19 protein-coding genes and 2 pseudogenes are annotated in these 21889 nt (G+C 60.6%); 11 read left to right on the plus strand and 10 right to left on the minus strand.

Annotation, left to right across the window (positions count from 1 at the left end):
- The first annotated feature begins 128 nt into the window (after window positions 1-128).
- From HP062_RS07800 to HP062_RS07810, 3 genes are all read left to right on the plus strand, one after another.
- A complete protein-coding gene (locus HP062_RS07800; RefSeq protein ID WP_172791194.1) occupies window positions 129-1295 on the plus strand; it encodes an iron-containing alcohol dehydrogenase in 1167 nt (388 codons plus the stop codon).
- Window positions 1296-1308: 13 nt separating this feature from the next.
- Complete coding sequence (locus HP062_RS07805) at window positions 1309-1623, plus strand: NIPSNAP family protein (RefSeq protein ID WP_077749436.1); 315 nt, start codon at window positions 1309-1311, stop codon at window positions 1621-1623.
- 142 nt (window positions 1624-1765) lie between these two features.
- Window positions 1766-2749: a cyclase family protein gene (locus tag HP062_RS07810; RefSeq protein ID WP_172791195.1), complete on the plus strand. Its 984-nt coding sequence runs from the start codon at window positions 1766-1768 to the stop codon at window positions 2747-2749.
- Here the strand turns inward: HP062_RS07810 and HP062_RS07815 are convergent.
- From HP062_RS07815 to HP062_RS07825, 3 genes and pseudogenes are all read right to left on the minus strand, one after another.
- Window positions 2742-3671, minus strand: coding sequence for a LysR family transcriptional regulator (locus tag HP062_RS07815; protein ID WP_010455268.1), 930 nt, complete (start codon window positions 3669-3671; stop codon window positions 2742-2744). The genes HP062_RS07810 and HP062_RS07815 overlap by 8 nt on opposite strands.
- A 72-nt stretch (window positions 3672-3743) precedes the next feature.
- Window positions 3744-5326, minus strand: a pseudogene (locus tag HP062_RS07820) (aldehyde dehydrogenase (NADP(+))).
- A gap of 165 nt (window positions 5327-5491) precedes the next feature.
- Window positions 5492-6430, minus strand: a complete 939-nt coding sequence (locus HP062_RS07825; RefSeq protein WP_102595064.1) for a cyclase family protein — start codon at window positions 6428-6430, stop codon at window positions 5492-5494.
- 584 nt (window positions 6431-7014) lie between these two features.
- Here HP062_RS07825 and HP062_RS07830 point away from each other — a divergent pair.
- The 6 genes from HP062_RS07830 to HP062_RS07855 all read left to right on the plus strand — a co-directional run bounded on the left by HP062_RS07830 (window position 7015) and on the right by HP062_RS07855 (window position 13709).
- Window positions 7015-7290 carry a hypothetical protein gene (locus HP062_RS07830; RefSeq protein WP_145308363.1) on the plus strand — a complete coding sequence of 92 codons (276 nt, stop codon included), beginning with the start codon at window positions 7015-7017 and terminating at the stop codon, window positions 7288-7290.
- Between the two features lie 286 nt (window positions 7291-7576).
- On the plus strand, window positions 7577-10297 hold the full coding sequence (mgtA, locus tag HP062_RS07835) for a magnesium-translocating P-type ATPase (protein ID WP_172791196.1): 2721 nt from the start codon (window positions 7577-7579) through the stop codon (window positions 10295-10297).
- Between the two features lie 186 nt (window positions 10298-10483).
- On the plus strand, window positions 10484-12139 hold the full coding sequence (locus tag HP062_RS07840) for a Na/Pi cotransporter family protein (RefSeq protein ID WP_172791197.1): 1656 nt from the start codon (window positions 10484-10486) through the stop codon (window positions 12137-12139).
- A complete protein-coding gene (locus HP062_RS07845) occupies window positions 12127-12501 on the plus strand; it encodes a DUF2493 domain-containing protein (protein WP_010455279.1) in 375 nt (124 codons plus the stop codon). Before HP062_RS07840 ends, HP062_RS07845 begins: the two co-directional genes overlap by 13 nt.
- A 16-nt stretch (window positions 12502-12517) precedes the next feature.
- Window positions 12518-13285, plus strand: coding sequence for a hypothetical protein (locus tag HP062_RS07850; protein WP_154913512.1), 768 nt, complete (start codon window positions 12518-12520; stop codon window positions 13283-13285).
- Window positions 13286-13391: 106 nt separating this feature from the next.
- Window positions 13392-13709 carry a DUF2388 domain-containing protein gene (locus tag HP062_RS07855; RefSeq protein WP_010455283.1) on the plus strand — a complete coding sequence of 106 codons (318 nt, stop codon included), beginning with the start codon at window positions 13392-13394 and terminating at the stop codon, window positions 13707-13709.
- A 63-nt stretch (window positions 13710-13772) separates the two neighbouring features.
- Here the strand turns inward: HP062_RS07855 and HP062_RS07860 are convergent, their stop codons facing one another.
- Together HP062_RS07860 and HP062_RS07865 are read right to left on the minus strand one after the other, a co-directional pair.
- The gene (locus tag HP062_RS07860) at window positions 13773-14693 is read right to left on the minus strand and encodes a pyridoxal-phosphate dependent enzyme (protein ID WP_172791198.1); all 921 of its coding nucleotides are present in this window, start codon (window positions 14691-14693) and stop codon (window positions 13773-13775) included.
- A gap of 100 nt (window positions 14694-14793) precedes the next feature.
- Entirely contained in the window at window positions 14794-15585 is a 792-nt protein-coding gene (locus HP062_RS07865) for an SDR family oxidoreductase (protein ID WP_154501150.1), read from the minus strand.
- Between the two features lie 124 nt (window positions 15586-15709).
- On the opposite strand from HP062_RS07865, the gene HP062_RS07870 reads away from it, so the two are divergent.
- Window positions 15710-16657 carry a GlxA family transcriptional regulator gene (locus HP062_RS07870; RefSeq protein WP_010455289.1) on the plus strand — a complete coding sequence of 316 codons (948 nt, stop codon included), beginning with the start codon at window positions 15710-15712 and terminating at the stop codon, window positions 16655-16657.
- Window positions 16658-16660: 3 nt separating this feature from the next.
- On the opposite strand, the gene HP062_RS31010 is transcribed toward HP062_RS07870, so the two are convergent.
- Window positions 16661-16795 carry a hypothetical protein gene (locus tag HP062_RS31010; RefSeq protein ID WP_256666123.1) on the minus strand — a complete coding sequence of 45 codons (135 nt, stop codon included), beginning with the start codon at window positions 16793-16795 and terminating at the stop codon, window positions 16661-16663.
- Window positions 16796-17006: 211 nt separating this feature from the next.
- Here HP062_RS31010 and HP062_RS07875 point away from each other — a divergent pair.
- Window positions 17007-17665: pseudogene (locus tag HP062_RS07875) on the plus strand (isoprenylcysteine carboxylmethyltransferase family protein).
- Between the two features lie 104 nt (window positions 17666-17769).
- Here the strand turns inward: HP062_RS07875 and HP062_RS07880 are convergent.
- From HP062_RS07880 to HP062_RS07895, 4 genes are all read right to left on the minus strand, one after another.
- The gene (locus HP062_RS07880; RefSeq protein WP_172791199.1) at window positions 17770-18438 is read right to left on the minus strand and encodes an HAD-IA family hydrolase; all 669 of its coding nucleotides are present in this window, start codon (window positions 18436-18438) and stop codon (window positions 17770-17772) included.
- A gap of 53 nt (window positions 18439-18491) precedes the next feature.
- Window positions 18492-18893 (minus strand): response regulator, encoded by a 402-nt coding sequence (locus HP062_RS07885; RefSeq protein ID WP_010455297.1) that lies wholly within the window; start codon window positions 18891-18893, stop codon window positions 18492-18494.
- Window positions 18894-19004: 111 nt separating this feature from the next.
- The gene (locus HP062_RS07890; RefSeq protein WP_172791200.1) at window positions 19005-20612 is read right to left on the minus strand and encodes a GMC family oxidoreductase; all 1608 of its coding nucleotides are present in this window, start codon (window positions 20610-20612) and stop codon (window positions 19005-19007) included.
- A gap of 59 nt (window positions 20613-20671) precedes the next feature.
- Window positions 20672-21889, minus strand: a complete 1218-nt coding sequence (locus HP062_RS07895; protein WP_083376477.1) for a mandelate racemase/muconate lactonizing enzyme family protein — start codon at window positions 21887-21889, stop codon at window positions 20672-20674.

Raw genomic sequence — 21889 nt, forward strand, 5'->3', positions numbered from 1 at the left:
CTCACGTTACCACCAGGACCCGCCTCGCCGGGGGATGACAAAGGGTGATCGGCGGATCAGACCTTTTCATTATCGGCCGCCTCCCACGCTTATTACTGTCTGCGGACCAATAAGAACCGGAGAAACCCATGAACCCGTTCCAGTTTTATTTCCCCACCACTTTGAAAAGCGGCAACGGCCTGGTGCGTCAGGCCGGTGCATTGCTCAAGCCCCATGTTCGGAAAAAACTGCTGGTGGTCACTGACGCAGGGCTGATGGCGTCGGGCGTGATGGAAGGTTTTTTCGCCTCCCTGGCCGAGAGTGACATCGGCTATGAAGTGTTTTCCGGCGTTGAACCGAACCCCACCACCGACGTGCTGGAACGAGCCGTGGCCTTCCTGAAAAACCACGACTGTGACTCGGTGATCGGCGTCGGTGGCGGCAGCAGCATCGACACCGCCAAGGGCGTGGCGGCCATGGCCACCAACCCCGGCAACATCCTCGACTACGAGGGCTACGACAAACTGCTGCACCCACCCCTGCCGATCTTCGCGATCCCGACCACCTCCGGCACTGGCAGCGAATGCACCGCCTCCACCGTGTTCACCAACACCAAGACCCTGTTCAAAACCGTGATCATCAGCCCGGCACTGTTTCCGAAACTGGCGATTCTCGACGCCGAGCTGACGCTCAAACTTCCACCGTCGATCACCGCTTCGACGGGCATGGACGCCTTGACCCACGCCATCGAATCCTACGTGTCGAAGCAGGCCAACCCGGTCAGCCAGGCCCTGGCGCTGCAAGCGATCAAGATGATCTGCACGCACCTGCCCAAGGCATTTTTCAGCGGCTCCGACCTGCACGCCCGGGAACAGATGCTGCTTGGGTCGTTCCTGGCGGGCGTGGCCTTCGCCCAATCGAAACTGGGCAACGTGCATGCGATCTCCCATACCTTCGGCGGCGTCTTCAACATTCCCCACGGCATCGCCAACGCCACGCTGCTGCCCTACGTCATCGAATACAACCTGGCGGCCTGCCCGGAGCTGTTTCGCGAGATTGCCATCGCCATGGGTGAAGACATCGACGGCCTGAGCCTGGACCGCACCGGTCACAAAGTGGTGGACCACGTGGTGGCGCTGAACAAGGCCATCGGCATTCCCGACAACATCAAGGACCTGGGCGTGGATCTGGATTACATGCCGCAAATGGTCAGTGACTCGATGCGCAGCGGCAACGTGCTGGTCAACCCACGCCTGACCACCGCCGCCGACATTGAGCGAATCATCAGCAACGCCTGGCACGGCATTCATTCCTGAAGAGAACACGCCCATGTTTTACGAAATGCGCACCTACACGATTCAAATCGGAAAAATGCAGACCTACCTCAAGCACTTCGAGGAGGCCGGGCTACCGGTGATCTCCCGCTACACCACGCTGGTGGGCTGGTGGTACACCGAAATCGGCGAGCTGAATCAAGTCATCCACATCTGGGCCTACGAGAGCCTCGACGACCGGATCAAGAAACGGGCCGCGCTGTATCAGGACCCTGACTGGCTAGAGGGTTTCGTGCCGAAAGCGTTCCCGATGCTGGAAAAGATGGAATCGAAACTGCTGATCGCCGCCGATTTCTCCCCGATCAAATAAACCCCTGTGGGAGCGAACCTGCTCGCGATAGCGGTATGTCAGACGCATCAAGGTTAACTGGCACTCCTCATCGCGAGCAGGCTCACTCCCACACGGGGATTTGTACTGGCCTGCCGAATCGGCTCAAACCAAGGACAACCTCATGTGCGACCACAATCCCAACAATACCGCCGCCGACCGATCTCCCGACATCAAGGCCTTGCTCGAAGGCCTGCCCACTAACTGGGGCAAATGGGGGCCGGACGATGAAGTCGGGGCCCTGAATTACCTGCAAAGCGCCGAGATCCTCCGGGGCATCGCCTCGGTGCGCCAAGGCAAGACCTTCACCCTGCAAGTGCAGATCGGCCATCCCAAGGGCGAGCCGTTGTGGCCCGGCCGACGCCCGTCGATGCGTGTCAACGTGCTGGACAAGGGCCACTTCCTGGCGGGCAAGACCCACTTTGACGGTCACGTGGAATACGCCGACGATGTGATCTTCATGCACCTGCAAGGCTCGACCCAATACGATGCGCTCGGCCACGTCTGGCACGACAACAAACTGTGGAACGGCTATGACGCCATGAGCACCATCGGCAGCATGGACAAGGCCAGCATCCTGCCGATTGCCGAACGCGGAATTGTCGGCCGCGCGGTGCTGATCGACATGGCGCGCCATCGCGGCAAAGCGGTGCTGGACAAGGGGGAGACCTTCAACCACCTGGACCTGCAGGCTGCTGCAAAGGCGCAAGGCATCGAGATCCAGAAGCGCGACATCCTGATCATCCGCACCGGCTGGATCGGCTCGTTCTATGAGCGCGAACCGGAAGAGTTCTACAAGGACTTCGCCGAGCCGGGCCTGACCTTCAGCCGCGAACTGGTGGAGTGGTTTCACCAGATGGAAATTCCCAACCTGGTGACCGACACCATGGCCAACGAAGTGGCGGTCGACCCCACCTCGGGCGTGTTGATCCCGCTGCACAATGCCTTGATGCGCAACCTCGGCGTGACCTTCACCGAAGTGGCGATGCTCGACGACCTGGCCAGTGATTGCGCCGAAGACGGCCAGTGGCAGTTCCTCTACACCGCCGCGCCGTTGAAGATTGTCGGCGGGACCGGTGCGCCAGTGAATCCGATTGTGATCAAGTAGTCAGGTCCTGCTTCAGCTCGTTGATCAGCAGGGTCGCTGCCGGAGACAGGTCGGCGCCGGCCCGGCTGATCACACCATAAGGCTCGATCAGCGCGCGCATGGACACCGGCAATTTCACCAGCAAATCGTGTTGCTCGCAGAATTGCGCGACTTCCACCGGGATCACCGCCAGCAAGGTCGGGTCCTGCTGCACCAACAGAATGGTGGCGAAGGTCGATGAGGTTTCCAGCGGATAACGCGGAATCTCCAGCCCCGCCTCATTTAACTCACGCTCCAGGGCCTGGCGCATCGGCATGTCCTTGGGGTAGACCACCCAGCGGTAATCGCTCAGTTGCGACAACTGCAACGACTCGGCACGGGCCAACGGATGGTCTTTGCTGGCGACCACCGCCAAGGGCTCTTCGCTGAGTTCGATGCAGTCATAAGCGTCCGAGCGCTGGCCAACGCTGGTGCGACAGATCGCCAGGTCCAGCCGCCCTTGATCCAGCAAACCGAGCAAGGTGGCGCTGGTGTTTTCCACCAGTTCCACGGACAACTCCGGCTGCTTGAGCCTTAATTCGCTCAGGGCCCGGGTCAGCAACGGCACCGCGCCCATGATCACGCCTACCGACAACCGCCCGCCCTGGCCCTGCATGATGCTGAGCATTTCCTCGCGCAAATGTTCGACGTCGCTGTAGATCAGCCGTGCATACCGAATCATGCAACGGCCCATTTCATTAGCAACCAGGCCCTTGGGCTGACGTTCGAACAGCGGCATCCCAAGCAACGACTCGACTTCGTGCAAGGCCTTGGTGGCGCCGGACTGGGAAATCGAAATGTGCTCGGCGGCCTTGTGCAACGAGCCACGATCGTCCAGCGCGATCAGCAACCGCAGTTGTTTGAGTCGAAGCCGCGAAGCGATGCTGCCAAGTGAAGGGACCATGTCGGTGTGTGCTCGTTTCAATGGACAAATCCGTCAGGCCCACGCCGCCATTTGCCGGCGTGGGCAAAGTGGTTAGCTCAGGGGCGCCCTGCTCCACTGGCCATCGACCAGTCGATTGAGGCTCAGCGGGTTAGCGTTTTGCAGCGCCTGGGGCAGGTACTCATCAGGATAGTTCTGGTAACAGACCGGCCGCAGGAAGCGATCAATGGCCAAGGTGCCGACTGAGGTGCCGCGCGCATCCGAAGTGGCTGGATAGGGTCCGCCATGCACCATCGCATCGCTGACTTCGACGCCGGTCGGGTAGCCGTTGAGCAGCAAGCGTCCGACCTTGTCTTCGAGTAGCGGCAACAGCTCGCCGAAGCGATCCAGGTCCGCCGGATCGGCAATCAGCGTGGCGGTCAGTTGACCGTGCAAACTGCCGAGCACGGCGCGCAGTTGGTGCCGGTCTGCGACCTCCACCACCACCGTGGCCGGGCCGAAGATCTCTTCCTGCAGCAACGGATCGCCGTCGAGCAACAACTGTACGTCGGCCTTGAACAGCTGCGGTTGCGCCTTGGATTTGCCCTGCGGCTGACCGGCGAGGTGATCGACCCGTTCGTGGGCCACGATGTGTTGAAGACCTGCGCGATAGCTGTTCAGGGCGCCAGCGTTGAGCATGGTCTGGGCCGGTTGGCTGCCCATGTTTTGCGCGAATACGTCCAGGAACTCGCTGAACTGCGGCGAGTGCAGGCCGATGATCAGTCCGGGGCTGGTACAGAACTGGCCGCAGCCCAGGTTGATCGACGCGGTCAGTTCCTCGGCGACTTGGCTGCCACGGGTGTTCAGCGCCTCAGGCAGCAGGATCACCGGGTTGATGCTCGACATCTCGGCGAACACCGGGATCGGTTGCGGGCGCGCGGCGGCCAGGTCGGACAAGGCTCGACCGCCCTTCAATGAACCGGTGAAACCGACGGCCTTGATGCCATCGGCCTTGACCAACCCCTGGCCGACACCCGCGCCGTAAATCATGTTGAACACGCCCGAAGGCATGCCGGTGCGCTGTGCCGCGCGCACGATGGCGCTGGCCACGCGGTCCGCGGTCGCCATGTGCCCGCTGTGGGCCTTGAACACCACCGGGCAACCGGCGGCCAGCGCAGAAGCGGTATCGCCACCGGCGGTGGAAAACGCCAGTGGGAAATTGCTCGCTCCAAACACGGCGACCGGGCCGACGCCGATGCGGTACTGACGGATGTCCTGTCGCGGCAACGGTGTGCGTTCGGGTTGAGCCTGATCGATCCGCGCACCGAGAAAATCCCCCGGAGCAACACCTGCGCAAACAAGCGTAACTGGCCCGTGGTGCGATTGCGCTCACCGCGAATCCGCCCTTCGGGCAAGGCGGTTTCCTGGCACACCAAGGCGATAAAATCGTCACCCAGCGCATCGATTTCATCAGCTATTGCGCCAAGAAACTCCGCACGTCGTAACGGCAACAGCTGACGAAACGGGGCAAAAGCTCGCGAGGCGGCCGTCACTGCCAGCGCGACTTCCTGATCATTGGCCTGATGAAAAACATAGGGCAGTGCTTGCCCGGTGCTGGCGTCGAAACTCTGCAACGCTTCGCCGCCCAGAGCGCTGCGCTGCCCGTCGATAAACTGCTGGCCCAAAATAGCGGACATCAAAAACTCCCTCGCCGGCGTTCGGCAGGCGATCATTCGAATTGAAGGGGTACGCCTATGGCGCACGCTTCACTCTATTGGCCGGGCTGATGGGCAACAAATGACAACAACGGGCCAGGGGATGAGTATTCGTCATCCCCCGCCCGTCATCGGTGGTACCAGGTGTCAGTGAATCGCGACCGGGTTGATGTTGACCTGGGTCGAGCCCTTGTACAGCGGCTGTCCGAGGACAAACATGAACTCCCAGGCCTTGTCCTTCACCAGCGCGCGGCTGTCGATCAATTCAAGGTTGTAGATGCCGTTCTTGGCCAGCATGAACTGGTTGACCGGGAACTCCTGGCCGTCTTTCGCCGGGTAGATCTCCGAGGCCCAGGTGTCGCCGCCGAACGCGACGATCTGCTTGTCCGCCAGCCATTTGGCCGCCGCCATGCCGATGCCCGGCTCCACGGCGAGGAATTTCTCGTTGTCCTTGCCCAGCAGTTCCAGCCAACCGGTGTTGAACAGCACCACATCGCCCTTCTGGATGCTGATGCCTTGCAGGTCCAGTGCCTTCTGGATGTCGGCAACGCTGAACTCGGTTTTCTCCGGCACGATGGCGCTGCCGTACACGGCGGTCATGTCCAGCACCACGCCACGGGTGACGATGGGCGGGACTTTTTCGATGCCGAGTTTTTTCACGCCTTCGACGGTGACGAAGTCCGCCGCACGGTTGCCGTTGTAGTAGACATTGTCGATGCCGATATGGCCGATGCCGTTGAGTTGGGTGCCGACACCGGTCCAGCCGACCACCAGTTCATCGTTGAAGGTGAACTTGTTAGGCCCCATGGTGGTGCCACCCGCCTCGCCCGGCTGGATGTTGGTCAGGTGAAAACTGCGGTGACGGAAGGCTGGCAGAGTCTTGTCGATGGGCACGGCCAGCGGATAGGTTTTGCCGCTCTTGATCAATTTGGAGGCGTTGATCACCGACTCCGCGTTTAGCAGATTCAGCGCGCCGATTTCATCGTTGGCGCCGTATTTCGAGGGGTACCATTTTTCGGCATCCGCCGCGTGAGCTGCATGGAGGGTGAACAACAGGGCAAACGGCAGTACCAATCGGGTCAGCATGAGCGGGTCCTTGTGAGGTTGCAGTGGACCCAAGGTACGCAGCCCGTCTGTGGGGAAACAGACAGGGATGGGCAATACAATTGTTCTGGATTATCACGAGTGACATCAGTTGGGGGTGAGCCTGCTCGCGACAGCGGCGGGTCAGCCAGCATCGACGTCGGCTGACAGACCGCTGTCGCGAGCAGGTCCACTCCTACAGGGAATGTTGTAAGCCGGAGGGCCATTAGGGGGCTGGCAGCCATTTCGTATGCAACTAACTGTCAATTAGCTGAACCAGTTCTAACTTCAATATCAAGTTTCGATGTTTTCCCCATTCATCTTGGTATTTGGCGGGTATTGGCAGTTGACTTCACCCACCTCCCTGAGTAAATTGCCCGGGCCTTCGACGAAGGCCTTTTTTCAACTCACAAAAGAATCCAATGGACACAGTATCTAGTCGCTGTCGGGTCGCTGCGAATTCGCGGAACCTGGCACATAACCCAGTAAATGACGGGACTCGACTTTTCGGTCGGGTGAGCTGCGCTAGAGCTTGATGCTCCACCGTAACTTGCCTCACCGGCGTCCGTCCGGTCCAGAGGCATGTTATGAACTTCAAAACCACCGTAATGCCGGGCGTGCGCGCCTTTGCATCGACCATGCGGGTCAAGCTGTGCCGTGAGCGTCTGTTGACGACTCGGGTCAGCGCCCCGTTTTCCAGCCCTTCCGCCCCTGCCAAGGCACACCCTCGTGCCAACTGGCGCGTCTGCCCGATGACGGGTCGGCTTCAGCAACGCTGGAGCTTCGACGACAGCCAGGAACCACCGAGTCGGCGCATCGCGCGGATGCTCGGTCTTACCTTCGAGACCCGCGCATTCAGTTGACCTGAAGGCACTTTAACGTTCTTCCCCCAGCGTTTTCCTTGATAGGGAATTCGGCAACTTCTTATTGCCTGTTAAAACACAAAGTTATCGGAGTTAATTATGGACGAAGCCAGTAGACGGTTCGCTGCGCATCAACTTTTCATTGATACGCAGCGAACGTTAAAACACAAGAAAACAACACTTTCGAAATTGATCGCCTGTTTGCGACTCGACATACATTCGCTCGCCTATGAATAGTTGAGCGAGCCGTGTGTCGTGCCGCAAGACGGCGGCAGGAGCACACACAATGACGACTGTAAAAACGTCGAATACTCGCGCCAAAGGCGCCAGCAGCGATAACGCCAAACTGTCGATGCGCGCCGCCCGGGAAGCGCAAAACGGCCTGGCCGTGACCCTCGCCAATCTCAACGCCACCCCTGACGGTTTGACTGAACTCGAGGCCGAAGGCCGGCTGGCCCGCGCAGGCTATAACGAGGTCGCCCACGACAAGCCGCCTCACGCCATCGTCCAACTGCTCAAGGCCCTGAACAATCCCTTCATCTATGTCCTGCTGACCCTGGCAGGCATCAGTTTCTTCACCGATTACTGGCTGCCGATCAGCCAGGGCGAAGGCGACGAGGCGGACCTGACCAAAGTCATCATTATCATGACCATGGTTGCCCTGAGCAGCCTGCTGCGGTTCTGGCAGGAATACCGCTCGGCCAAATCCGCCGAAGCCCTCAAAGCCATGGTGCGCAGCACCGCAACCGTGCTGCGACGCGGACAAAACGGCAACACCCCGGTGCTGCGCGAAGTGCCGATGCGCGAACTGGTGGCCGGCGACATCGTTCAGCTCAGCGCCGGGGACATGATCCCGGCGGACATCCGCCTGATCGAATCCCGCGACCTGTTCATCAGCCAGGCGGTGCTGACCGGCGAAGCCTTGCCCGTCGAGAAGTACGACACCCTGGGCGACGTCGCACAGAAGTCGGCGACCCGCAGCGCTGCCGATCAATCCAACCTGCTGGACCTGCCGAACATTTGCTTCATGGGCACCAACGTGGTCAGCGGCACGGCCAAAGCGGTGGTGGTCGCAACCGGCCCGCGTACCTACTTCGGCTCGCTGGCCAAAGCGATTGTCGGTTCGCGGGTGCAAACGGCCTTCGACCGCGGTGTGAACAGCGTCAGTTGGTTGTTGATCCGCTTCATGCTGGTCATGGTGCCGATCGTGTTCCTGCTCAACGGCTTCTCCAAGGGCGACTGGAGTGACGCGTTCCTGTTTGCGCTGGCAGTCGCGGTCGGCCTGACCCCGGAAATGCTGCCGATGATTGTCAGCGCCAACCTGGCCAAAGGCGCGATGGCCATGGCCAAGCGCAAAGTGGTGGTCAAGCGCCTCAATGCGATCCAGAACTTCGGCTCGATGGACGTGCTGTGCACCGACAAGACCGGCACCCTGACCCAGGACAAGATCATCCTTGAGCACCACGTCGACAGCAACGGCCGGCGCGACGACACGCTCCTCGAACTGGCGTGGCTCAACAGCCATCACCAGAGCGGTCTGAAAAACCTGATGGACCAGGCGGTGGTGCAGTTCGCCAACGCCAATCCAAAATTCAGGGTGCCGTTTGCCTACAGCAAGGTCGATGAGTTGCCGTTCGACTTCGTCCGTCGGCGCCTGTCGATCATCGTCAAGGACAGCCGCGACGATCACCTGATGGTGTGCAAAGGCGCGGTCGAGGAAATGCTGAGCATCGCCAGCCACATTCACGAAAACGGCACGGTCGTGGCGCTCGATGCACAGCGCCGCAAAGACCTGCTGGCCCTGGCCAACGAGTACAACGAGGACGGTTTCCGGGTGCTGCTGGTCGCCACCCGCGAGATCCCGAAAGCGCAAAGCAAAAACCAGTACAACACCGCGGATGAGCGCGAGCTGGTGATTCGCGGCTTCCTGACCTTTCTCGATCCACCGAAGGAAACCGCGGGCCCGGCGATTGCCGCGCTGCGCGACATGGGCGTGACCGTCAAGGTGCTGACCGGCGACAACGCCGTGGTGACTTGCAAGATCTGCCGCGAAGTCGGGCTGGAACCCGGTACGCCGCTGCTCGGGCCAGACATCGAGAACATGGACGACACCACCCTCAAGCTGCGGGTCGATGAACGCACGGTGTTCGCCAAGCTGACGCCGCTGCAAAAGTCCCGGGTGCTCAAGGCGTTGCAGGCCAACGGTCACACCGTGGGTTTCCTCGGCGACGGCATCAACGACGCCCCTGCCCTGCGCGATGCCGATGTCGGCATTTCGGTGGACAGCGGCACCGACATCGCCAAGGAATCGGCCGACATCATTCTGCTGGAGAAGAGCCTGATGGTGCTGGAGGAAGGCGTGCTCAAGGGCCGCGAGACCTTCGGCAATATCATGAAGTACCTGAACATGACCGCCAGCTCCAACTTCGGCAACGTGTTCTCGGTGCTGGTGGCCAGTGCGTTCATTCCGTTCCTGCCGATGCTGTCGATCCATCTGCTGCTGCAAAACCTCATGTACGACATCTCTCAGTTGTCGCTGCCGTGGGACAAGATGGACAAGGAGTTCCTGCGCAAACCACGCAAGTGGGACGCGAAAAACATTGGCCGTTTCATGCTGTGGATCGGGCCGACCTCATCGGTCTTCGACATCACCACTTTCGCCCTGATGTGGTACGTGTTCGCCGCCAACAGCGTGGAAATGCAGGGCCTTTTCCAGTCCGGCTGGTTCATCGAGGGGCTGCTGTCGCAGACGCTGGTAGTGCATATGTTGCGCACGCAGAAGATTCCGTTCTTCCAGAGCACGGCGGCGTTGCCGGTGATCCTGATGACCGGGTTGGTGATGGCGCTGGGTATTTACATTCCGTTCTCGCCACTGGGTACTTTGGTCGGCCTGCAACCGCTGCCGTGGGCGTACTTCCCTTGGCTGGTGGGCACCCTGCTCAGCTACTGCGTGTTCGCGCAGATCATGAAGACGATCTATATCCGCCGCTTCAAGCAGTGGTTCTGATGGCCTGAGCCCCCGGAGTACGGGGGCAAACCCAAATCACCTGAACACCACACTCCCCTGTAGGAGCGAGCCGGCTCGCGAGGCGGTGGATCACTCAACATTGATGTTGGCTGACAGTCCGCTATCGCGAGCAGGCTCACTCCTACAGGGGAATGCGCTTAACCCTATCGAAAAGGGAGAGTCCTGATGTCGGGAACGACTCTACTGATCAACCTCGCAGGCTCCATCGCACTCTTGCTGTGGGGCACTCACATGATTTCTTCAGCGTTGTTGCGCGGCTTCGGCACGCCGCTGCGCCAGTGGCTGGGCCACAACTTGAACAACCGCTGGATGGCGCTGCTGTCGGGTATCGGCATCACCGGCATCCTGCAAAGCAGCACCGCCGTCAGCCTGATGGCGACGTCGTTCACGGCCGCCGGGACCCTGGGCCTGGCGCCGGCGCTGGCGGTAATGCTCGGCGCCAATATCGGTTCGACCCTGGTGGTGCAACTGCTCAGCGTCGACGTTTCAATCCTCACCCCCATCGTGTTGCTCGCGGGTTTGATGGTGTTCCGGCTGCGCGATGACTCACGCTACGAAAGCGTCGGCTGTGCGCTGATCGGCCTGGGGCTGATGTTCTTGGCCCTGCGCATGCTCGGCTCAACCCTGGCGGACGTCGAAGGCACGCCGGTCTTCCAGCTGATCATGCAGAGCCTGGACGGCGATCTGCTGATTGCGTTGCTGGTGGCGCTGATCCTCACCTGGCTGTGCCATTCCAGCGTGGCGGTGGTGTTGCTGATCGTCTCGCTGGCCGCCACCGGCCTGCTGTCGGGAACCACCCTCGTCGCGCTGGTGCTCGGGGTGAACATTGGCGGTGCGCTGCCTTCGGTGATCAATGCCGGTTCGAGCGTCGGCCGGCGCTTGCCGCTGGGTAATCTGCTGGTGCGTGCGGTCGGTGCCCTGGTGGTGTTGCCGTTTGCCGGGCTGCTGGCCGAGCTGAAGCTGGAGCCGTCGGTGTTGGTGGTGTCGCTGCACAGCGGTTTCAATCTGCTGCTGGCGCTGGTGTTTATCGGCCTGACCGATGTGCTCGCCAAAGGGCTGACCCATCTGCTGCCGGCCCCCGAGCGGGATGTCGACCCGGGCATGCCGCACTACCTCGACGAAGCGGGTCTGGAAGTGGCCAACATCGGCCTGTCCAACGCCGCCCGGGAAGCGTTGCGCATGGCCGACATGCTCTCGGCAATGCTCGGCCGCCTGGTGCAGCTGTTCCACACCTCGGTGCCCGCCTGTGCCGATGAAGTGCGACGCGTCGATCAGTCTCTGGACCTGCTGGGCGCGGCCATTCGGGCTTACCTGGCGGACATCGGCAAGGAAGGCATCAGTGACAGCGATGCCGATCGTTCCCAGGAAATCCTGCTGTTCGTGATCAACCTCGAACATGCCGCGGACATTCTTTCCAGCAGCCTGACGCAGCTGGCCATGCGCCGCTTGCGCCGTGGCGAACAGTTCTCGGCGTTCGAGCTGGGCAACATCGCGCCGCTGCACGACGCACTGCTGGAAAGCCTGAGCCTGGCGATCACCGTGTTTCTGCGTGAAGACATTCCCACCGCGCACCACTTGATCCATCGCAAGGAGACGGTCAGAAGGCTCGAAGCGCACGCCAGCCGCGAGCACTTTCGCAAGTTGCAGGAAGACAAGAACACCTGGGCGGAGTCCGGCGACATCTTCCAGCGGGTCCTGCGCGATTACCGCCGCGTGCATCACCACATCGCCGCTCTGGGCTATCCGCTGCTGGAGCGTGCCGGCGAGCAACCGGTCGAGAGCACCGACCTGACCAAGGAGAATTCCTCATGCGCCTCTTGATCTGTGCGGGCCGCTATTACGCCGACAGCCGTCTGTGCCGACGGGTCCTCGACGCCTTCCAGCGCCTGCACCCCGTGCGTGTGCTGATCCATGGTGGCAATCAATACCTGGGCGGTGACATCGAAGAGTGGGCCCGGGAACACGGCGCCGACATCGTGCGCTACCCGCCCAACTGGCAGCGCCACGGCAAGTTGGCTGAACGCCTGCGCAACCATTTCATGTTGCTCGACAGCCGACCTGACGTGGTGATCGCCCTGCCCGGCGGCGAAGACACCGAAGAGTTGGTCGCCCGGGCCCGGACGGCCGGCTTGCAAACCCTATCGGTAGAGGATCGGGGGCTGACCGCCGCCGCCATCAAATAACTTCGAGATAAACTTCATGCAAAACCCCACTCGTCTATTCGCGTCCTTCGTGCGCAGCCTGCCAGCCGCTCAAGGCCGGCGCCTGCGCCGCAATCTGTTGTTCGTCAGCCTCACTCTGAGCCTGATTGCGGTGCTCAGCATCATCTCCAAAGCCAACGCTGCCGGCGGTGCATATACGGTGGATGACGCCGGAATCAATGCGCCCGGCGAATGCAACATCGACGCCTGGTATCAAAACGGTCGGCACGGCTCATCCAGCAGCGTGGTGTCACAGGACTGCACGCTCAAAGGCCTGCCCAACGTGCAACTCGGTGCCGCCGTGCAGCACGACCGCGACGACGGGGACTCGGAAACCCGGTTGAGCCCGCAATTCAAGGCGCAGATTTTCTCCCGGGAAGACCTTGGCCTTGAGTTGGCGCTGGCGGGGTCGACTCACTTTGCCTTCAATCGGGCCCACGCCTTCGATGGCGTCGACCTGAACCTGCCCTTCACCTACCAACCTTTCGAAACCCTGCGCCTGAACCTCAATGCCGGCTGGACCCATGCCTATGACGATGGCGAGCAAAACCATCGCTGGACCTGGGGCACCGGCGTCGAATACGACCTGGCCCGTTCCCTGACGCTGATTGCTGAACGCTACGGCCAGCAAGGCGGCGAACAGGCATGGCAGGCCGGGCCAAGGTTGCATGTCGGTGAGCGCATCGACGTCGATCTGGTGGTGGGCCGCAACCTGACGGGGGAACGGGATCAGTGGCTGACCACCGGGGCAACGCTGCGGTTTTGAACGATTAGGTGCGGATAACGCATCCACAGGGAACTCCTGACGTTCGCCAGGCATCCTAAATGATGAAGTACTCCTTTTTTTGCTTCACGCTTCAGAGGACATTGCTATGCGCCGTCTGATTATCATCTCCTCATTCATGTTGTGTTTGCCCTTCGGTTCGGCCTTCGCCAAAGTGGACGCCGGCGATGTCGCCACCTCTGCGGGGGTTTCCGCATCACTGTACTCGACGTTCAAGGACCACAAACTGGCGATTCCCGCCCGTGATGACGCCTCCAGCTTCGTTGCCAGTGGCGGTACGATTCGCGGTGTGTACCTGGAGTCGGTGTTGAATCAGATTCGCCAGGAAAATCCCGGACTCAAAGCCAGCGACGAAGAGCTGGCAAGAGCCATCCTCATCCACGAAGGCGTTGCTGCTGGCCAATGAAGGATGAAAAGGTAACGGTGGGGCTCGCGACAGCCGGATAGTCTCCAGCCCTGCCCCTTTGCTTCACCCCGCGGACAAGCGCGCCCACCCGGCCACCAGCTGCGCGCTGATGCTGACGCCGCCACACACCACAATCACCACGTCATGGGCTTCGGCGATCGCCGGATGGTCCAGGTATGCCACCGCCAATGAAACGCCGCACGCCGGTTCGACCAACTGGCGCAGGTCGTTGGCGTAACGCACCACGCCCATTATTGCCTCGTCATCACTGAGCACCACGCATTCGTGAGGAAAGTCGAGGATGTGCTGCACCGGCCACGCGGCCACTTTCGCAGCGCCCAACGATGTCGCGACGGTGTCGATACGCGGCAGCCTGACGGGATGTCCGGCCTCGATGGCGGCGGCAAAGGAGGCCGCGCCTCGGGTTTCGCAGGTGATGATCCGGCAGTCCATGCGATGGTGCCGGATCAAACCTGTCAGCAACCCCGCCAGTAATCCGCCGCCCCCGACCGACGTCACCAGCGCATCGACTTGAGGGCAATCCTCGAGGACTTCATCAATCAGGGTGCTGTGCCCTTCCCACAGCACGGGATGATCGAAGGCGGGCACGTACTCGGTATCCGCATCCTGTGAAAGCGCTTTGGCCCGTTGGTTGGCCTCGTCCCAGACCTTACCGTGAACGATGACCTCGGCGCCGGTTTTCCTGATCCTGGCACGGGTGGTTTCCGGGGTGGTGTGCGGCACAATAATGCAGGCTTTCAGCCCGAGGGCAGCGGCGGCCATGGCGGTGGCAAAACCGGCGTTGCCGCCGGAAGGACAGACGACTTTGCTTTTGCCTTGGTCCTTTGCCTGACTGCACAGAAGGCCCATGCCGCGTAATTTGAACGAGCCGCTGGGTTGCAGGTTTTCCAGCTTGAGCCAGATGCGCCGGGTCGGCGTTGACAAGCCAGGGTGCAGAATCAAAGGCGTTCTGATGTGAAGCATTGTGTGCTCCCTTGGCAGCACCGGCCTGTCGAGGTTTCGGCGAGCCGGTGATGAACGATCCTTCTCCAAGCTTAGTTCACCCTGCCCCAGGGCTATCGGTTTACCGGTAGCGCGGTGCCGCCGATGAGTGGCCGAACGAGCCTGACAGCACTTGGCGCTGGGCTTCGTAAGCGTCCCATTTATCAGCCTCGTGCAGGCCCGGGATGGTCACCACTTCACCCTTCGCCAGGCCGACCAGCGCCGCATCGACCATGTCCTCGGCGGACATCACGATCTCTTGTGGCAGGTTTTCCACCGGGTTGCCGGCCTCGCTCCAGAAATCGGTGGCAGTTGCGCCGGGCAACACCGCCTGAACGCGTATGCCCTTGTCGGCCAGTTCGTGGTGCATCGATTGGCTCAAGCCCAGCACGAAAGCCTTGGTCCCGCCGTAAACGCCGTTGAGGATTTCTGGAGCGATTGCGACGATGGAGGAAATGTTGATCACGGTGCCGGTGCCCCGTGCGACGAAGCCGGGCACCACGGCATAGGACAGACGCATCAGCGCGGTGACGTTGAGGCTGATCATGGCGTCCATGTCGTCCACCGGGCTGCCCAGCAACGGCATCACGCCACCAACACCGGCATTGTTGACCAGCAAGGTGATGCTCGCGTCGTTGCGCAGAATGCTTTCAACCCGCAGCAGACCGGCCTTGTCTTTGAGGTCGGCAGCAACCACTTCCACGGCGCGGCCGGTTTCGTTGCTCAGATGATTGGCCAAAGCGTTGAGTTTGCCCTGGCTGCGGGCGACCAGAATCAGGTCGTAACCCTGCCGGGCGAGACGGTCGGCGTAGACCGCGCCAATGCCCGAAGAAGCGCCAGTGATCAGTGCAGTGCCTTTGGATGAAAGAGCCATGTTCAATTTCCTTCACAGTGAGGCGATAAGGTCGCCGGGTGTGAACTGTTATAAATTGACTGACGCTCGTCTCAAATGACGTTTAAAGTACGTTTTTCGGACATTGGCTTTTGAGGGCACCATCATGACTTCCGTGGCGTTCGTGGTTTTCGAGGGGTTCCAGTCCATGGCGTTGGCGGCGATGCCGGTGTTCGAATACGCCAACTTCAGCGCTGGCGAAGCGCTTTACGAAGTCAGCGTGATCTCTGAGGAGGGTCGCTCCCTGCGGGCTTCCGGCGGCTTGAGTGTCGGCACCCAGGCGTTTGATGAGCGGGTGTTCGACACGGTCATCGTGGTCGGCGGCGATTCGATTCTCGAGCAGGCGCCCGAGGGTGTGTTGGCGTACCTGCGCGACAGCGTGAAAACCGCCCGGCGCACGGCGTCGATCTGCTCGGGGGCATTCGTGCTGGCCCAGGCCGGCCTGCTCGACGGACGGCGGGCCACCACGCATTGGGCCTATGCGCGGGACCTGCAAGCGCGGTTTCCCTCGATCAAAGTGGAAGATGACCGTATTTACGTGGTCGACGGTTCCATCTGGACTTCCGCCGGCATGACCGCGGGCATCGACCTGGCGCTGGCGATGGTTGAAAAGGATCATGGCGCTGACCTGGCCCGTTCGGTGGCGCAGAAACTGGTGATGTACCAGCGCCGCGCGGGTGGTCAGTCGCAGCATTCGGCCTTGCTGGAACTGGAGCCCAAATCCGACCGCATTCAGACCGTCCTCGGCTACGCCCGGGAACACCTGACATCGGCGTTATCGGTGGAGCAACTGGCGGAAGTGGCACGCCTCAGCCCACGGCAATTCAGCCGCACCTTCCGCGCCGAGACCGGGCAGTCCCCGGCCAAGGCCATCGAAAATCTGCGCCTGGAGGCGGCGCGGCAAATGCTCGAACGCGGACGGCTGACCCTCGACCAGATCGCCGCCGAGGCCGGCTTCACCGACCGCCGCCGCATGCGCGAAGCCTTCCTCCGGGCGTTCGGCCAACCGCCGCAGGTCATTCGGCGTAATGCCAGGTTGCAGATGACGGCGTGAGCGTCAGCGCGGGGAAAGCGCTGCTCGCAGGTCGACCGTTTTATACAGCGGCATTAATCGCAGGGCCACGCCATCGGCCTGGGCCAGCGGCATCAACCTTTGCATCGCCACCTCGAAGGGGTCCATCCACGCAGGCATCGGGGGCGACCCCTCGTCGAGCGGCTCGAAAAATCATCCCAGTGAATCGGAATCACCAGCCCCTTCCAGGGTTTTCTCGCAGACCCGATTCAAACGGTCCATGCACCTCTGCTTTTGCCTGACCGAAACGTTTCCTGACGCCAGCCCAAACCGGCGAATCGGCATGAACATCTACACTGAAGACATCGGTGCAAAGCGGGAATGGGTGCCCATGAAAATCTCGGCCAGGCTGGCGTTTTTCGCCATCGTCTCCACCCTCGCCTACCTCGGTCTCGCGGTGTGGGGGTTGGGCGGGTTCGCGGCGTTCTTCAACCATGCGCCGCTGGTGGTCGTTGTTATCGCCACCTTGGTAATGGTCGTTGCCTCGTTGTTCACCGAGGTTAATCTGAGCTCAGGGGAACGTGAGGACCGGGCCAACCGCTGGGTGCTGCCGGCATTCGGCGTCATAGGACTGTTGAGCGGGTACCTGCCGGCCTACACCGACCGCATCGACTTCTGGACCTTCGGCGGTGAAGGCGTGCGCTGGGTGGGGGCATTACTGTTCATTCTCGGCGGCGCGCTACGGCTGTGGCCGGTGTTTGTGCTGGGCAAGCGGTTTAGCGGGTTGGTGGCGATTCAGCCGGGGCACAGTCTGGTGACCGAAGGGATTTACCGCCGCTTGCGCAACCCCAGTTACCTGGGGATGTTGGTCATCGCCGTGGGCTGGGCGCTGGCGTTTCGCTCGGGGTCGGGCTGTTGCTTGCGGCGCTGACGGTAATTCCGCTGATTGCGCGGATTCATTCGGAAGAGGCGTTATTGAAGGCGCAGTTCGGGAATGAATATGAGGCTTATTGCGCCCGGAGTTGGCGGTTGATCCCCGGGATTTATTGACCCTGCACAGCCCAATGTGGGAGCGAGCCTGCTCGCGATAGCGTCGGCACATCCAGCATCTGTTTGACTGAAAGACCGCTATCGCGAGCAGGCTCACTCCCACATTAGAGTGGGTGCAGGCGGATATGGTTGTCGGGAGCCACTTGCGCCGCAACGGAGTCATAGCCGGCCAATGTCGCATGCACCGTCTGAATCGGATGATCATGAGTCGAGGTAATGATCACAAGGTCCGCCCCTGCCGCCTCCGCCGCAAGTATCCCCACGGCGGCATCTTCAAAGATCAGGCAGTCAGTCACCTCGACTTCCAGCCGTTGAGCCGCCAGTCGGTAGCCCGCAGGATCCGGTTTTCCGGCACTGACATCTTCGGCCGTGATCATGACACCAGGCTCAGGAATCCCGGCTGCCGCCATCCGCCGCAACGCCAGCGCCTTCGGTGCAGAGGTGACGATCGCCCATTGCCTGGCTGGCAAAGACCTGAGGAAGTTCGCCGCGCCGGACACCTCGACAATTCCTTCCACGTCTTCGATTTCCGCTTGGGTAATCCAGTTGGCTTCTGCCTCGGCATCCACCCCAGGCAACGCCAGACGGTTGATGGTGTCGATGGCGCGAGCGCCGTGAATGGTCGGCAGGAAGGACTCGACATCCACGCCGTGGCGCAGGGCCCAGGTGGTCCAGATCCGCTCGGCGGCGGCGATGGAGTTGAGGACAGTGCCGTCCATATCGAACAGGAGCGCGCGATACGGGGTATTGAAAACGGAGTTGTGGGCAGACAAGGATAAGCTTCCTTCGTGTGTCAGGCAGGTCCGTTAATGTACACGAGCGACACTTACTGTCGCGACTTGAAGGCCGCCTCGACACAATCCAGCAGTTGTCCCAACGCCCAGGGTTTCTTGATGAACGACACCTTATGCCGGACCCCGGAGGATTTGGGGGTTTCAAAACCGGACATGATCATGATCGGCTTGCCGGGCCAGCGATCGCCGAACTCATTGGCCAGATCCGCGCCGTTCCGCTTTCCGGGCATGGTGATGTCCGTCAACAACAGACCGACCTCGTTGGCATGTTTTTTCAGGTATTCCGATGCGGCATCCGCGCTGACTTGCGGTTCAACCATGAAACCTTCTTCCTGAAGAATTTCGCAGAGAAACTCAAGAATAAGCGGGTCATCTTCAACCACCAGAATCAACCTGCCAGGAAGCTGCTCGCCCGCCGTCGGTGTTGGACACATGACTTTGCCACTCCCTGATTACCTAATGAATTCGCAGGCTCAAAACCGCTGCCTACAGGTATGAGCAGCGGATCTGCAGGAAATTCATTTTTGATACACCGAGGCGATAAATCAGGCGTCCTGCAGAATCAGATCGGCCCCCTTCTCTGCCACCATCAACACGGCCGCATGGGTATTGCCGGACGTCACGTTAGGAAAAATGGACGCATCGACAATGCGCAAGTTGTCTAATCCATGAACTTTAAGGCGTTTGTCGACCACCGACCGCTGCTCGTCCGTGCCCATCGCACAGGAGCCGCACAGGTGATAAATCGAACCGCTGTTTTCTCGAAAATACTGCAGCATCTGTTCGTCACTTTCGATGGCGGGCCCCGGCAATACTTCCTCGACCGTGATGCCTTTGAGTGCGGGGGCCTGCATGATTTTGCGCATCAAGCGGCTGCCCTGAATCACTTCATCGATGTCCTTTTGCGTGCTCAGGTAATTCGGATCGATCAGCGCCGCGTCCCGAGGATTTTTTGAAGCAATCTCGATGTGGCCCCGACTGGTCGGACGGCAGGGGTTAAAGCACAACAGGAAGCCGGAGTAGGGTTCGGGCTTGAGGCTGGCTTTGTTGTTTTTCGGAATCTGGTACGAAAGCGGGTTGAAGTACAGCTGCAAGTTCGGGTTGGCCTGCTGTTCATTGCCACGAAAGAACCCACCCGCCTGATTGACGCTCATTGCCAATGCGCCCTTACGGGTGAACAGGTATTTCAAACCCAGCTTGAACTGGCCGAACAACGAACTCAGTTGATCATTGAGCGTTGGGATATTGGCTTTGTAGTAATAACTGGCGCACAGGTGGTCTTGCAGGTTTTGTCCTACCGCTGGCAAGTGCTTGATCAACGGAATGTTGTGCCTGGCCAGCAGCGCCTGATCGGCAACACCGGACAATTGCAGAATCTTCGGAGTGTCCACGGCGCCGGCACAGAGGATGACTTCCTTGTTCGCGGTAAAGGTCCGCACCACGCCATGCTGGCTAATGGAAATCCCTGTCGCACGGGCGTTATCGAACAGCACTCGATCGACCAACGCATAATGCTCGACCGTCAAGTTCGGTCGACTCAATGCCGGATGCAGGTGCGCAAAACTGCTGGAGCAACGCTGGCCGTTGCGGGTATTGACGTCGTAGATCCCCGAGCCTTCGAACCTCGGCCCGTTGAAATCATCGCTGTGCGGGTAGCCGAGTTCGTCGCAACCTTTGAGGAACACATCGCAAATGGGATGAGTCTGGCCCTTCATCGGCGTAATGCTGATCGGACCGCTGCCGCCGTGATACTCCGTGTCGCCCAGCGGATGGTTTTCCAGTTTGCGGAAGTACGGCAACACGTCCTTGAAGCCCCAGCCTTCATTGCCGTTGGCCGCCCAGTCGTCGAAGTCATGGGCCTGGCCACGGACATAGATCATCGCGTTGATCGAGCCCGAGCCGCCCTGGACTTTTCCGCGAGGCGCATAGATTTCACGGTTGTTCAGCTGTTTTTGCGGCTGGCTGTAGTACATCCAGTTGAAGGTCGGGTTGTAATACATTTTGGCGAAGCCAACCGGGATCTTGAACCACAGGGAACTGTCCTTGCCGCCGGCCTCCAGCAACAGTACCGAGTGTTTGCCCGAAGCCGAGAGCCGATTGGCGAGGATGCAGCCTGCGGCGCCAGCGCCAGCGATGATGTAGTCGTAAGTCATGCACGGTTACCGCGTAAGTCGTTTTACAAAAAGCCGCCCGTCATGGGCGGCAAATCCCGTCAGCCGCGGGCTGGCGATATGTCTTTGACGTCAGCCGGCATCGGCGCCATTTGCAGGTGCAGGCGCTCACCGGTGTAGGGCGAATGCTTGCGCACCACGTCCATGTTCAACTCCACGCCCAGGCCTGGTTCGGTGGACGGAATGATGTAGCCGTCCTCCCATTGCAGCGGCTTGGTCAAGACCTCGGCGTGGAAACCGCCCCAGGTCATGATGCTTTCCTGAATCAGGAAATTCGGCGTACAGGTCGCCAACTGGAAACTGGCGGCGGCACCGATCGGTCCGTTGTAGAGGTGTGGAGCGATTTGGGCGTAATAAGCCTCGGCCATGCTGGCGATTTTTTTTGCTTCCAGCAGACCGCCGCAACGGGCGACGTTCATCTGCAGGATCGAGGCGCCCCCGGCCTGCAGCAGCTTGAAGAATTCGTACTTGGTGGTCAGGCGTTCGCCAGTGGCAATCGGGATGCTGGTCTTGGCCGCGACTTGTGCCATGGCGGCTTCCTGACCTGGCGGCACCGGTTCTTCGAACCACAGCGGATCGTATTTTTCCAGACGTTTGGCCAGGCGAATCGCCGAGGACGGCACCATTTGTCCGTGGGTGCCAAACAGCAGGTCGCACTTGTCGCCCACCGCTTCGCGGATCTTGCGGCAGAAGGTTTCGCAGCGTTCCAGCACTTCCAGGGAAATCTGGTGCCCGGAGTACGCGGTGTAGGGCCCGGCGGGGTCAAACTTCACGGCGGTGAAGCCTTTGTTCATGTTCTCGATGGCGCACTCGGCGGCCAGGTCCGGGTCGTCGTAGTCGTACTCACCTTGGCTGTTGACCGGGTACAAGTAGGTGTAGGAACGCAGGCGTTCGTTGACCTTGCCGCCGAGCAATTCATACACCGGCTTGTTGGCGGCTTTACCGATGATGTCCCAGCACGCCATCTCCAGGCCGCTGACCACGCCCATCATGGTCAGGTCCGGTCGCTGGGTGAAACCACTCGAGTACGCCTGGCGGAAAAAGCGTTCGATGTGATGCGGGTCGTGGTTGAGCAGGTAGCGTTCGAACACGTCTTCGATGATCGGCAGCATGGCTTTGGGGCCGAAGGTCGCGGCGTAGATTTCACCGACGCCTTCGATGCCGCAATCAGTCTTGAGCTTGACGAACAACCAGTACATGCCGCCGACGTGCGGTGGTGGTACGGCAACGATATGAGTTTCAAGGGCGACGATTTTCAT

Origin of the sequence: Pseudomonas sp. B14-6 (assembly GCF_013260315.1) — a bacterium.
Taxonomy (GTDB): Bacteria; Pseudomonadota; Gammaproteobacteria; order Pseudomonadales; family Pseudomonadaceae; genus Aquipseudomonas; species Aquipseudomonas mandelii.

Excerpts from the sequence above, each read along its gene's own strand:
- HP062_RS07825 (WP_102595064.1), bottom strand. The coding sequence starts at position 6,430 with ATGCTGACCCGATTGGTACTGCCGTTTGCCCTGTTGTTCACCCTCCAT.
- HP062_RS07895 (WP_083376477.1), bottom strand. The coding sequence starts at position 21,889 with ATGAAAATCGTCGCCCTTGAAACTCATATCGTTGCCGTACCACCACCG.
- HP062_RS07810 (WP_172791195.1), top strand. The coding sequence starts at position 1,766 with ATGTGCGACCACAATCCCAACAATACCGCCGCCGACCGATCTCCCGAC.
- HP062_RS07870 (WP_010455289.1), top strand. The coding sequence starts at position 15,710 with ATGACTTCCGTGGCGTTCGTGGTTTTCGAGGGGTTCCAGTCCATGGCG.
- HP062_RS07885 (WP_010455297.1), bottom strand. The coding sequence starts at position 18,893 with ATGTGTCCAACACCGACGGCGGGCGAGCAGCTTCCTGGCAGGTTGATT.
- HP062_RS07815 (WP_010455268.1), bottom strand. The coding sequence starts at position 3,671 with ATGGTCCCTTCACTTGGCAGCATCGCTTCGCGGCTTCGACTCAAACAA.
- HP062_RS07860 (WP_172791198.1), bottom strand. The coding sequence starts at position 14,693 with ATGCTTCACATCAGAACGCCTTTGATTCTGCACCCTGGCTTGTCAACG.
- mgtA (WP_172791196.1), top strand. The coding sequence starts at position 7,577 with ATGACGACTGTAAAAACGTCGAATACTCGCGCCAAAGGCGCCAGCAGC.
- HP062_RS07850 (WP_154913512.1), top strand. The coding sequence starts at position 12,518 with ATGCAAAACCCCACTCGTCTATTCGCGTCCTTCGTGCGCAGCCTGCCA.
- HP062_RS07845 (WP_010455279.1), top strand. The coding sequence starts at position 12,127 with ATGCGCCTCTTGATCTGTGCGGGCCGCTATTACGCCGACAGCCGTCTG.
- HP062_RS07830 (WP_145308363.1), top strand. The coding sequence starts at position 7,015 with ATGAACTTCAAAACCACCGTAATGCCGGGCGTGCGCGCCTTTGCATCG.
- HP062_RS07840 (WP_172791197.1), top strand. The coding sequence starts at position 10,484 with ATGTCGGGAACGACTCTACTGATCAACCTCGCAGGCTCCATCGCACTC.
- HP062_RS07805 (WP_077749436.1), top strand. The coding sequence starts at position 1,309 with ATGTTTTACGAAATGCGCACCTACACGATTCAAATCGGAAAAATGCAG.
- HP062_RS07890 (WP_172791200.1), bottom strand. The coding sequence starts at position 20,612 with ATGACTTACGACTACATCATCGCTGGCGCTGGCGCCGCAGGCTGCATC.
- HP062_RS07800 (WP_172791194.1), top strand. The coding sequence starts at position 129 with ATGAACCCGTTCCAGTTTTATTTCCCCACCACTTTGAAAAGCGGCAAC.
- HP062_RS31010 (WP_256666123.1), bottom strand. The coding sequence starts at position 16,795 with ATGCCTGCGTGGATGGACCCCTTCGAGGTGGCGATGCAAAGGTTGATG.
- HP062_RS07865 (WP_154501150.1), bottom strand. The coding sequence starts at position 15,585 with ATGGCTCTTTCATCCAAAGGCACTGCACTGATCACTGGCGCTTCTTCG.
- HP062_RS07855 (WP_010455283.1), top strand. The coding sequence starts at position 13,392 with ATGCGCCGTCTGATTATCATCTCCTCATTCATGTTGTGTTTGCCCTTC.